An 11,153-nucleotide genomic window follows, 5' to 3' on the forward strand; every position below is an offset into this window, starting at 1 on the left:
CGCCGCCGGCTCCGGGCGCGGGGGACTTCGCCGCCCTGCTCGAGCGGCGGGGTGTCGTCCTGCCCGAGGGCGTGGACCCGGTCGCCACGGCCACCGAGGCCTGCGGCCGGTTCGACGGCGGGCAGCAGATGGACGAGGTCTCCGGATGGCTGGGTGAGCGGGCCCGCCTCGACGCGGACGGCCAGGGCTTCTTCCTCGGCGCCGCGGTGGGGACCTACTGCCCGGAGAACTTCCCCAAGCTCGGCTGAGGCACGCCCGGCCGGGTCACGCCCGGCGGGGGAGTGCTCGGCGGGGGAGTGCTCGGCCGTGTCACGCCCCGCGCGGCCGGGTCACATACGGCCGTACCGGGCCCGCCCGATCGAGTAGAGGCCGTACAGGGCGATCCCCGCCCCGGTGAGCACCAGCAGAACCTGACCGAAAGGTTGCTCGCCGACCACCCGCAGTGCGGCGTCCAGCCCGCCCGCCTTCTCCGGATCCGCGGTCACGACGGCCGCGATCACCAGGCCCCCGAGGATCGCCAAGGCGATGCCCTTGGCGACATACCCCACCCGGCCCGTGATGATCATGGCCCGGCCGACCTCACCGGACCCGGTGCGTTCGAGGTCCTCGACGAACTTCGTGGTCGCCCCCTTGTAGACGTGGTAGCCGCCCACCGCGAGGATGGCGAGCCCGGCGACGACCAGGGCCATCTTCCCCACCCCGGAGCCGAGCAGCCCGGCCGTGGCGCCGGAGGCGGTCGCGGAATCGGACCCCCCGCCCCCGGAGGCGAACCGCGCGGTGGTCAGTCCCAGGACCACGTACACGGCCGCCTTGGCCGCGGCCTTGATCCGGTCAGAGGTCTCCTCGGACCCGAGGAACAGCTCGGTGATCTGCCACAGACCCAGCGCGAGGAAGCCCACGGCGCCGACCCATAGCATGACCTGACCGCCCGGTGCGCTCGCGATCTCCGCCAGCGGACGGCGATCCAGCCGATGAGCAGATGGAGCACGCCGTTCATGACGTATCCGGCGCGGGCCAGCCACTCGAGCGCGGGATGGTCGGCGGCGGAGCGCGCGGCGCCGGAGACGGTGGCAGAACGTATCGGGGAGTTCATGGGTGAACTCTCCCACGTCGCCGCGGATTCACCACTCGAACCCTGTCACCACTCGATCTCGCCGAGGACCTCGTTGCGACGGCGCAGTTCCGCCAGCCGCAGTTCGGCCGCGCGGTGCTCCTCCATCCGCATCCGCGCCTGTTCGGCGAGGGCGTCGGCCTCGACCTCGGCGAGCAGGAGCTGGAGTCGGTCCTTCTGCTCACGGAGCGTCTCCACCGAGGTGTCCATGGCGATGAGCTTCCGGGAACCGGCCACGGCGTGGAGGAAGGGGTTGCGCTCGAGGATCAGGCGCGCCTCCTCGGGGGCCAGCACCCTCGACAGTTTGAGCAGGACCGGATAGCCCTGCCCCTGTCCCTGCCGGTCAGTCTCGGGGTCGTGTCCGGGATCCAGTGCTGCGGCGACGACCTTGAGCGGCCGGGCCCGGGGCGAGGAACTCCGGAAGTCGAACTCGTCGGTGTCCATGTGGTCCGGCTCCTTCCCGGCGTCCTGCCCGGCAGTGGCTGCTTACCTGCCACCACCGTAGGCGTACCGGCCGGGACGGCCGGGCGGTTCAGGGTTTTTGCGCTCCGGAGGGGCTCAGCAGCTGTAGCGGGGTGTGCGGGACGACCGCGTCCCGGCGGTGTGCCCGCCCGGCGCCGATACACTCGAGCTGTGACTACCGGCAATGAAGGCGCAACCGACCTCGACTACCTGCTCCGCCAGATGGCAGAGGGCATCGAGCAGGCTCCCGTGAACTTCCCGATCACCCTGGTGATCAACGGGAACATCTGGGAAGGGAACCTCACCACCGAGGGTGAGTTCATGCGGATCCAGGCGGCCACCTTCGACGCGCTGACGGGTGATGAGAAGTCCGAGCAGGTGGCTGATGCCCAGGCCAGTGCATTCCGGCAGATCGGCATCACGAAGTACGAGGAGGCACTGGACGGGGAGGACAGGGTGGCCTCGTTCATCCACGTCACGGACGCCTGGCAGAGGGGAGAGAAGGCTCCGATCCCGGTCATGCGCGTCCGGATCTCGTCGGTGGATGCGTGGACCTTCGGCCACGCGAGTAGCTAGAAAGGCGCCGCCCGCCCGGCCATCGAGGTGATGACCGCGCGGGCGGCGCCCGGCACTACTACCGAAGTCGATGCCCGCCCCGGCCTGCGCGGGGGCAGGTCAGGGCGGGCATGAGGGTCAGCAGTCGTAGTAGAGCTCGAACTCGTGCGGGTGCGGACGGAGGTTCACCGGGGCGATCTCCTTCTCGCGCTTGTACGAGATCCAGTTCTCGATGAGGTCCTCGGTGAACACGCCACCCTCGGTGAGGTACTCGTGGTCCTGCTCGAGACGGTCGATGACGGCGGGCAGCGAGGTGGGCGCCTGCGGGATGTCGGCGGCCTCCTCCGGCGGGAGCTCGTAAAGGTCCTTGTCGACCGGGGCCATCGGCTCGATCTTGTTCTTCACACCGTCGATGCCGGCCATCATCATCGCGGCGAACGCGAAGTACGGGTTGCCGGACGAGTCGGGGCAGCGGAACTCGATGCGCTTGGCCTTGGGGTTGTTGCCGGTGATCGGGATCCGGACACACGCCGAGCGGTTGCGCTGCGAGTACACAAGGTTGATCGGGGCCTCGTAGCCCGGGACGAGCCGGTGGTACGAGTTGATCGTGGGGTTGGTGAACGCCAGCAGCGACGGCGCGTGGTGCAGGATGCCGCCGATGTAGTAGCGGGCGATGTCGGACAGCCCCGCGTAGCCGGACTCGTCGTGGAACAGCGGCTTGCCGTCCTTCCACAGCGACTGGTGGGCGTGCATGCCCGAGCCGTTGTCGCCGAAGAGGGGCTTGGGCATGAACGTGGCCGACTTGCCGTTCTTCCAGGCGGTGTTCTTGACGATGTACTTGAACAGCTGGACGTCGTCCGCGGCGTGCAGCAGGGTGTTGAACTTGTAGTTGATCTCCTGCTGGGCGCCGGCCACCTCGTGGTGCAGACGCTCGAGCTCGAAACCGGCGTTGGTGAGATTGGTCGACATCTCGTCGCGCAGGTCGACGAAGTGGTCGTACGGGGCGACCGGGAAGTACCCGCCCTTCTCGCGGACCTTGTAGCCGAGGTTGGCCGAACCGTCGGCCTCCTGGGAGGCACCGGTGTTCCAGTGGCCGGCGCTGGAGTCGACCTCATAGAAGCCGTGGTTCGTGCCGGAGCCGTAGCGGACGGAGTCGAAGACGAAGAACTCGGCCTCGGCCCCGAAGAAGCAGGTGTCGGCGATGCCGGTGGAGAGCAGGTACTCCTCGGCCTTGCGGGCGACGTTGCGCGGGTCGCGGCTGTAGGCCTCACGGGTGAAGGGGTCGTGGACGAAGCAGCTGATGTTGAGCGTCTTGGCCCTGCGGAAGGGGTCGAGACGGGCCGTCGCGACATCCGGCAGGAGCATCATGTCGGACTCGTGGATCGACTGGAACCCCCGGATGGAGGAGCCGTCGAAGGCCAGGCCGTCCTCGAACATGTCCTCGTCGAACGCCGCTGCGGCGATCGTGAAGTGCTGCTCGTTACCCGGCAGGTCGGTGAACCGGATGTCGACGTACTCGACGCCCTCGTCCTTGACGTACTTGATGACCTCGTCCGGCGTGGAGAATGCCACGATTCGCTCCTCGTCTCTGAAGTGCGACGGGAAACCGGTGTCTCCCGTCGTGCGGTGACCTCACGATATGGGCGAGGTGTTGCCCGGCCGTCAAGCGAATGTTTCGCTGGTGTTACGTCACCGGCCGGGTGGGTCCCTCCCAATAGGGTCAGTTTAGTCACCCGAAGCGGGGTATCGCCGACATGGGGATCGGCAGGTCGCCCGGCTACCCTGGGCAGTATGCGTGACGTTGCGGGATCATGGTTGTCCGGCCCCACCTCCGGCAGTGGGCCGGAGCAGAAGTACAAGGGTGAGAATCTCGGTCTCCCGGCGTCCGGCGCGGGCTCGATCGCCCCGTTGGGCGTTCGTGTCGGCGCGCTGGCGGTGGACTGGTTCCTCGCCTACGGGCTGGTCGCCGTCATCGTGATGCTGCTCGGCCCGGAGACGCTGGGGGGCGACTCGTTCTCCGCCGTCTCCAGCTGGGCCGTGCCACTGCTGTGGGGCGTGAGCGGCGTGGTCTGCGTGTGGCTGTTCGCCCAGACGCCGGGGCAGGCGCTGGTCGGCATCGGCACGGCACGGGTCGACGCCGAGGAGCGGGTGGGTTTCGTCCGTGCGCTGGTGCGCGTGGTGTTCATCTTCTTCCTGCTGCCCCCGCTCATCCAGGACGAGGACGGACGCGGCATGCACGACCGCGCCACCGGCACCACTCTGATCCGTACCCGTTGATCCGTACCCGCTGACGAGACGACGCCCGCCGCCCGGGACGGGCGGCGGGCGTCGTGAGCCCGGTGGCTGCGACAGCCTGACGGCGGACGGCTCAGCCGCGGCGGCGGGCGCTGCGCTGGATGTTGCGCACCTTCGCGCCCTGGGGGACCGGGCCCTTGGGCATCTGGTTCTGAATGCCGGTCTTGGTGCTCAGCGCGCGGAGCCGGGTGTCGAGGGCGTCGACCTTCGCCCGGCTGATGTTCATCGGGTATCGGGTGAGCCGGCGGTTCAGCTTGCGCAGTGGCACCTGCTCGGGGGTCGCGTCCTGCTCCTCGCCGACGATCAACTCGTAGATCGGGGTGTCGCCGACGACCCGGGCGACCTTCTTCTTCTCCTGTGCCATGAGCGGCTTGAGCCGGCGCGGCTCGCCCTCGCCCACGATCACGATCCCGCACCGGCCGACCACGCGGTGGACCGCGTCGAAACTCGTCGTGGCGGCGACGGCCTGGTTGACCCGCCACCCGGAGCGCAACTGGTCCAGGGCCCACGCGGCCGCGCCCGGCTGCCCCTCGGCCTTGCCGTACACCGTGTTCTGCACGCGGCGCGAGAAGATCACCATCGCGAGCATGAGGCCGGTGAGCACACCGAGGGGGAGCATCCACCACTCGCCGCCCCACAGCATGCCGAGGAGGAAGAACACGACCGTCGACAGGACGACCGCGCCGATCATCAGCGGCCACAGGAGCTTGTCCTGCTTGGACTGGATCTTCAGCGCCTGCCACATCTGGCCGCGTTGTTCCTTGCCCGCCTGCCGCCGGACGGCCCGGGCCGCCTTCTTGTCCGCCTTGGTGAGCTCGCTCTTCGCCATGGTCATCAGGATACGTGCCCGCCACCGCGGTCCGGGAACCGCGGCTGACCCGAGGGGTGACCCGCCCCGGCCGACTGTGGGCGGGTCAGACGCGGGCGCGCTCGCGGTCCAGGACGCTCGACGCCTCCTGGGACGCCGAACCCCCTGTCGTCAGCTGCTGCAGGTGCTCCGGAACCGCCTGCCCGCGGTGCTCCAGCGCCTGGACGTAGAGGCGGCCGGCTCGGTACGACGAGCGGACGAGCGGTCCGGCCATGACGCCGGCGAAACCGATCTCACGGGCCTGATCGGACAGCTCGACGAACTCCTCGGGCTTGACCCAGCGGTCGATCGGGTGGTGCAGCGGGCTGGGCCGGAGGTACTGCGTGATGGTGAGGATGTCGCAGCCGGCGGAGTGCAGGTCGCGCATCGCGTCGACGATCTCGTCGGTGGTTTCGCCCATCCCCAGGATGAGGTTGGACTTGGTGACGAGGCCGAAGTCGCGCGCGGCGCGGATCACGTCGAGGGAGCGGTCGAACCGGAACGCCGGGCGGATCCGCTTGAAGATCCGCGGCACGGTCTCGAGGTTGTGCGCCAGCACCTCGGGACGCGACTCGAACACCTCGGCCAGCTGGTCCGGGTCCCCGTTGAAATCGGGGATGAGGTTCTCGACCCCCGTGTTGGGGTTGAGCTCGTGGATCTTGCGGACGGTCTCCGCGTAGAGCCAGGCCCCGCCGTCCTCCAGGTCGTCGCGCGCGACGCCCGTGATGGTGGAGTAGCGCAGACCCATCTCGCGCACGGACTCGGCCACGCGCCGCGGCTCGTCACGATCGAGGGCGCTGGGCTTGCCGGTGTCGATCTGGCAGAAGTCGCAGCGGCGGGTGCACTGCTCGCCGCCGATGAGGAACGTGGCCTCCCGGTCCTCCCAACACTCGTAGATGTTGGGGCAGCCGGCCTCCTCGCACACCGTGTGCAGGCCGCCGCTCTTGACCAGCGTCTTGAGTTCCTTGTACTCGGGACCCATGGTGGCCCTCGTACGGATCCACGACGGCTTGCGCTCGATCGGCGTCTCGGCGTTGCGGGCCTCGATACGGAGGAGCTTGCGGCCTTCAGGAGTCACAGTCACGGCCGCAAGCCTACGCTCGAATCACGCCACGGGCAGTCGGCCGTCCAGCGCCTCCACCATGTCGGAGGTGACCTGGTCCAGAACCTCCGACACCGGCACCACGCGACCGAGTTCGGCGCTGAGCGACGTGACCCCGGCGTCGACGATCCCGCAGGGGACGATCCGCGAGAACGCGGTCAGATCGCAGTCGCAGTTGAGGGAGAACCCGTGCATCGTCACGCCCCGCTGGACACGGATCCCGATGGCGGCGATCTTGCGCTCGGGCCTGCCGTCCGAGGCCGCACACCACACCCCGGAGCGCCCGTCGACGCGCCCGGCTTCCACGCCGAGTCGCGCGCAGGTGGTGATGAGGGCCTGCTCGACACGACGGACGTACTCGACCACGTCGATGGGGTCGGTCAGCGCGACGATCGGGTACCCCACCAGTTGGCCGGGTCCGTGCCAGGTGATCCGGCCGCCGCGGTCCACGTCGACGACCGGGGTCCCGTCGGTGGGACGGTCGGACGGCTCGGTGCGCTTGCCGGCGGTGTAGGTGGCGGGGTGCTCCAGGAGGAGGATCGTGTCGCCCCGCTGCCCGTCGGCGCGCTCCTCGGCGAGGGCACGTTGGAGCTCCCAGGTGGGGCTGTACTCGACGGTGCCGAGCCGACGGATCTCCGGGGGCGCCGGGTCACGGCGGAGGGACTGACCGGTGTGCGACATGTCCCCAGGGTAGGCCGAGGGGTGTGACGACGACGACGACGGGCGCCCTCCGTGAAGGAGGACGCCCGTCGCGGGGTTCAGCGGAACCTACCGATCAGCCGGCTTCACAGGTCGAGGTCACCGTCGAACTCGGCCTTCTCCAACCGGTCCTTCACCGTGGTGAGGAAGCGGCCGGCGTCGGCGCCGTCGATCAGGCGGTGATCGTAGGTCAGCGGCATGAAGCCCATCGACCGGATGGCGATCGACTCGCCGTCGGCGTCGGCATCCACCACGGGCCGCCGCACGATCGCGCCGGTGCCGAGCATCGCCGCCTGCGGCGGGACGAGGATCGGGGTGTCGAACAGGGCCCCCTCGCTGCCGATGTTGGTGATGGTGAACGTGCCGCCCTGGAGGTCGTCCGGCGTGAGCTTGGACGCCCGCGCCCGCTCGGCCAGGTCGATGATCGCCTTGGCCAGCCCCGGGATGTCCAGGTCCTGCGCGTTCTGGATGACCGGGGAGAGCAGCCCCGCCTCGGTGTCCACGGCGATCCCGAGGTTCACCGACCCGTGGTAGGTGATCTCGTTGGTCTTCTCGTCGTACGACGCGTTGACGTTCGGGTGCGACACCAGGGCCTCGACGACCGCCTTGGCGTAGAACGGCAGGTACGAGAGCTTGGCGCCGTGCTTGTCGGCGAACTGCTCCTTGATCTGCGAGCGCAGTTGCGCCACCCGGGTCATGTCCACCTCGAAGACCTGCGTGAGCTGAGCAGTCTGCTGCAGCGACTCACGGGTCTTCTGCGCCGTGATCTTGCGGATCCGGTTGGCCTTCTTGGTGGTGCCGCGCAGCTCCGCGAGCTCGGGCCGGACGCCGGCCTTCGACGGGCCGCCGCTGGGCGCCTTCTCTTCGGCCGGGGCCTCGGAACCGGAGTCGGAACCCGAGCCCTCGGCCGCCGCGAGGACGTCCTGCTTACGGATCCGGCCGCCGATGCCGGTGCCCTTGACCGAGTCCAGGTCGACGCCGTGCTCCTGCGCGAGCTTGCGCACGAGCGGGGTGACGTACGGCGAGCTGCCGGACTTGGCGGCCGCCGCGGGCTCGGCCCGCTCGGGCAGGTCGCCGGAGGGCCCGCTGTCGGACTTCTCCGACCCGCGCGGCTTCGCGGCCTTCTTCTCGCTCTTCTGCTCGGCCTTCTTCCCGGACGTCGACCCGGACCCGGACTCCGCCTTGGCGGCGGCCTTCTTCTCGGTCTCGGGGGTGTCCTCGGGGACCTCGTCCTCGTCGGAGGCGTCCACGCCCTCGTCCTTGGCGTCGGTGGCGTTCTGCTCCTCGGCCGACTGTTCGTCGGAGTCGGAGCCGGAATCGCCGGAGTCGTCGTCGGAGTCGCTTCCGGCATCGCCGTCGCCGATGACGGCGAGGGTGGCGCCGACGTCGACGGTCTCGTCCTCCTCGGCCACGATCTTCTGCAGGGTGCCGGCGACGGGGGAGGGGATCTCGGTGTCGACCTTGTCGGTGGAGACCTCGAGCAGGGGCTCGTCGACCTCGACGGTGTCGCCGACGGACTTGAGCCACTTGGTGATGGTGCCCTCGGTGACGGACTCGCCGAGTTCGGGCATGACGACGTCGGTGCCCTTGCCGCCGCCCCCGCCTCCGGAGGACTTCTTGGCCGGGGCGGGCTCCTCGGCGGGCTCGTCGTCCGCGGGCTCGTCCGCGGCATCCGACTCGTCGGCCTCGTCGGCCTGATCGTCAGAGTCGTCGGCCTCATCGGCGGAGTCAGAGCCGGAGTCGTCGTCGGAGTCGCTTCCGGCATCGCCGTCGCCGATGACGGCGAGGGTGGCGCCGACGTCGACGGTCTCGTCCTCCTCGGCCACGATCTTCTGCAGGGTGCCGGCGACGGGGGAGGGGATCTCGGTGTCGACCTTGTCGGTGGAGACCTCGAGCAGGGGCTCGTCGACCTCGACGGTGTCGCCGACGGACTTGAGCCACTTGGTGATGGTGCCCTCGGTGACGGACTCGCCGAGTTCGGGCATGACGACGTCGGTGCCCTTGCCGCCGCCCCCGCCTCCGGAGGACTTCTTGGCCGGGGCGGGCTCCTCGGCGGGCTCGTCGTCCGCGGAATCGTCGGCCTGGTCGGCCTCGTCGTCAGAGTCGTCGGCATCATCGGCGGAGCCGGAGCCGGCGCCGGAGTCGTCGTCGGACTCGTCCGAGTCGTCGGACCCGCCCGAGCCGTCGTCGATGACGGCGAGTTCCCCGCCGATCTCGACCGTCTCGTCCTCATCGGCGACGATCTTCTTCAGCGTGCCGGCGGCGGGCGACGGGATCTCGGTGTCGACCTTGTCGGTGGAGACCTCGAGCAACGGCTCGTCGACCTCGACCGTGTCCCCCTCCTTCTTGAGCCAGCGGGTTACCGTGCCCTCGCTGACGGATTCACCGAGAGCCGGCATCTGTACGGAGAAGGCCATGGTGTCGTGACTCCTCAAGAGTTCTCATTCGCTGCCAGCAAGCGCGGTCCGCGCCCGCGTGAGCGGCGTCGTGGGTGTGAGTTATCTGTTCGTCGTGTCGATCCGGGGCCGGATGCGCGGTGGCGCCCCCACCCAGGATCGTCGTCCATTGTGCCCTCTGCCACCTCTCGGCGTCGGCGGACGTGCCGATCCCGACCCCGGCCGGTGCCCGATTCGCCGGTCGCCCGCAGCGTGACGGGCGTCGGGCGTCGGTACGATCGTGTCCCATAGGCGGCCCTCACCCCGTACGGGGGCCCGACGGAAGGACCGACGGTGGGTATCCGTGACCTGTTCGGGCGTCGTGGGCCTCGGGTCCCGGCGGATCCGGCCGATCTCGACCACCTGCGCCGGTGGTGCCGCACCCGCGTGGGCGTGGAGGCGTATCTCGAGCCGGAAACCCTCGTCTCGGTCCCCGGCCTGTGCCTGGTGGCCTTCGACGGCGAATGGACCCGCAGGCCGGTCGGCGACGTGGCCACCGCGCGCAAACTCGCCGCGCAGTTGAAGCTGCCCCTGTTCGACGCCGCCGTCCAGGGCTACCCCCAACGGATGCGCGACTACGAGGAGGTCCGCATCAAGCGTGAGCGGCGCGAGCGGGCCGAGCGCCTCCGCGACCGGCTGCGCGAACCGGAGGGGGGCTAGCCGCGCTGACCCCGCCGCCCGCGGCCGACTCAGGCTCCGGCGGCGATGTCCTCGAGGACGGCGAGCATGGTCCGCACGGGCACCCCGGTTCCGCCCTTGGGCAGGTACCCCTCCGGGCCACCGTCGTTGTAGGCGGGGCCGGCCACGTCGATGTGCGCCCACTCGACGCCGTCCGCGACGAACTCGGAGAGGAACAGTCCGGCCGAGAGCATGCCGCCCCACCGGTGCGGGGTGACGTGGGTCAGGTCGGCCACCTCGGAATCCAGCCCGGCACGCAACTCCTCGGGCAGTGGCATCGGCCACCCGCCCTCGCCGACCGACCGGCTGAGGTCGGCCACCCGGTCGCGGAAGTCCTCGGTTCCCATGACACCCGGGGTCTTCTTGCCCAGCGCCACCATCTGCGCACCGGTGAGGGTGGCGGTGTCGATGAGATGGGACGGGGAGTCCTCGCAGGCGCGGACGATCGCGTCGGCCAGGATGAGCCGCCCCTCGGCGTCGGTGTTCTTCACCTCGACGGTCGTGCCCCCGTACATGGTCAACACGTCGCCGGGCCGGTACGCCGACGACGACGGCATGTTCTCCGCCATGGGCACGGTCGCCACCACGGTGAGATCCAAGCCCAGCCGCGCGGCGAGGATGACGGTGGCGACGACGGCCGCGGCGCCACCCATGTCCATGGTCATCTGCTCCATGCCGGCGGCCGGCTTGATGGAGATGCCGCCGGTGTCGAAGGTGATGCCCTTGCCCACCAGGGCCACGGTGGGTCGACCCTCGGCGCCCCGGTGGGTGAGCCGCACCATGCGCGGGCCGCGGGACGAGCCGCCGCCGACGGCGAGGATGCCGCCGTAGCCGCCCTCGGTGAGCGCCTCCTCGTCCAGCACCTCGACCTCCAGACCGGCGTCGCGGGCCAGTTCGGCGGCCCGGTCGGCGAACGATCCGGGGAACAGCAGGTTGGGCGGGGTGTTGACCAGATCGCGCGCCAGCCCG

General features: G+C 70.0%; 12 protein-coding genes. 4 read left to right on the forward strand and 8 right to left on the reverse strand.

The window, feature by feature from the left end; translation table 11 throughout:
• The coding region (locus tag G6024_RS08010; RefSeq protein WP_159148442.1) for a DUF732 domain-containing protein at positions 1 to 248 on the forward strand (248 nt) is incomplete at its 5' end.
• 81 nt (positions 249 to 329) lie between these two features.
• Here the strand turns inward: G6024_RS08010 and G6024_RS08015 are convergent.
• Positions 330 to 917 (reverse strand): DUF1206 domain-containing protein, encoded by a 588-nt coding sequence (locus G6024_RS08015; RefSeq protein ID WP_338122137.1) that lies wholly within the window; start codon positions 915 to 917, stop codon positions 330 to 332.
• A 221-nt stretch (positions 918 to 1,138) separates the two neighbouring features.
• Positions 1,139 to 1,555 (reverse strand): hypothetical protein, encoded by a 417-nt coding sequence (locus tag G6024_RS08020; RefSeq protein ID WP_067714187.1) that lies wholly within the window; start codon positions 1,553 to 1,555, stop codon positions 1,139 to 1,141.
• A 189-nt stretch (positions 1,556 to 1,744) separates the two neighbouring features.
• Between G6024_RS08020 and G6024_RS08025 the strand changes: the two genes are divergently transcribed.
• Complete coding sequence (locus G6024_RS08025) at positions 1,745 to 2,149, forward strand: GvpU-like protein (RefSeq protein ID WP_159148443.1); 405 nt, start codon at positions 1,745 to 1,747, stop codon at positions 2,147 to 2,149.
• 117 nt (positions 2,150 to 2,266) lie between these two features.
• Here the strand turns inward: G6024_RS08025 and glnA are convergent, their stop codons facing one another.
• Positions 2,267 to 3,700 carry a type I glutamate--ammonia ligase gene (glnA, locus tag G6024_RS08030; protein ID WP_067714185.1) on the reverse strand — a complete coding sequence of 478 codons (1,434 nt, stop codon included), beginning with the start codon at positions 3,698 to 3,700 and terminating at the stop codon, positions 2,267 to 2,269.
• A gap of 219 nt (positions 3,701 to 3,919) precedes the next feature.
• On the opposite strand from glnA, the gene G6024_RS08035 reads away from it, so the two are divergent.
• Positions 3,920 to 4,405: an RDD family protein gene (locus G6024_RS08035; RefSeq protein WP_069389424.1), complete on the forward strand. Its 486-nt coding sequence runs from the start codon at positions 3,920 to 3,922 to the stop codon at positions 4,403 to 4,405.
• Between the two features lie 91 nt (positions 4,406 to 4,496).
• On the opposite strand, the gene G6024_RS08040 is transcribed toward G6024_RS08035, so the two are convergent.
• The 4 genes from G6024_RS08040 to sucB form a co-directional block, all read right to left on the reverse strand.
• Positions 4,497 to 5,252: a DUF4191 domain-containing protein gene (locus G6024_RS08040; protein WP_159148444.1), complete on the reverse strand. Its 756-nt coding sequence runs from the start codon at positions 5,250 to 5,252 to the stop codon at positions 4,497 to 4,499.
• Positions 5,253 to 5,337: 85 nt separating this feature from the next.
• Positions 5,338 to 6,354 carry a lipoyl synthase gene (lipA, locus tag G6024_RS08045; protein ID WP_159148445.1) on the reverse strand — a complete coding sequence of 339 codons (1,017 nt, stop codon included), beginning with the start codon at positions 6,352 to 6,354 and terminating at the stop codon, positions 5,338 to 5,340.
• 21 nt (positions 6,355 to 6,375) lie between these two features.
• The gene (lipB, locus tag G6024_RS08050; protein ID WP_159148446.1) at positions 6,376 to 7,053 is read right to left on the reverse strand and encodes a lipoyl(octanoyl) transferase LipB; all 678 of its coding nucleotides are present in this window, start codon (positions 7,051 to 7,053) and stop codon (positions 6,376 to 6,378) included.
• A 104-nt stretch (positions 7,054 to 7,157) separates the two neighbouring features.
• Positions 7,158 to 9,488 carry a 2-oxoglutarate dehydrogenase, E2 component, dihydrolipoamide succinyltransferase gene (sucB, locus tag G6024_RS08055; protein WP_159148447.1) on the reverse strand — a complete coding sequence of 777 codons (2,331 nt, stop codon included), beginning with the start codon at positions 9,486 to 9,488 and terminating at the stop codon, positions 7,158 to 7,160.
• 312 nt (positions 9,489 to 9,800) lie between these two features.
• On the opposite strand from sucB, the gene G6024_RS08060 reads away from it, so the two are divergent.
• The gene (locus G6024_RS08060; protein WP_096905674.1) at positions 9,801 to 10,166 is read left to right on the forward strand and encodes an oxidoreductase; all 366 of its coding nucleotides are present in this window, start codon (positions 9,801 to 9,803) and stop codon (positions 10,164 to 10,166) included.
• 29 nt (positions 10,167 to 10,195) lie between these two features.
• On the opposite strand, the gene G6024_RS08065 is transcribed toward G6024_RS08060, so the two are convergent.
• A partial coding sequence (locus tag G6024_RS08065) for a leucyl aminopeptidase (RefSeq protein ID WP_159148448.1) occupies positions 10,196 to 11,153 on the reverse strand: 958 nt, incomplete at its 5' end.

It is taken from the genome of Dietzia maris, assembly GCF_014144855.1.
In the GTDB taxonomy this organism is placed as follows: Bacteria; Actinomycetota; Actinomycetes; order Mycobacteriales; family Mycobacteriaceae; genus Dietzia; species Dietzia kunjamensis.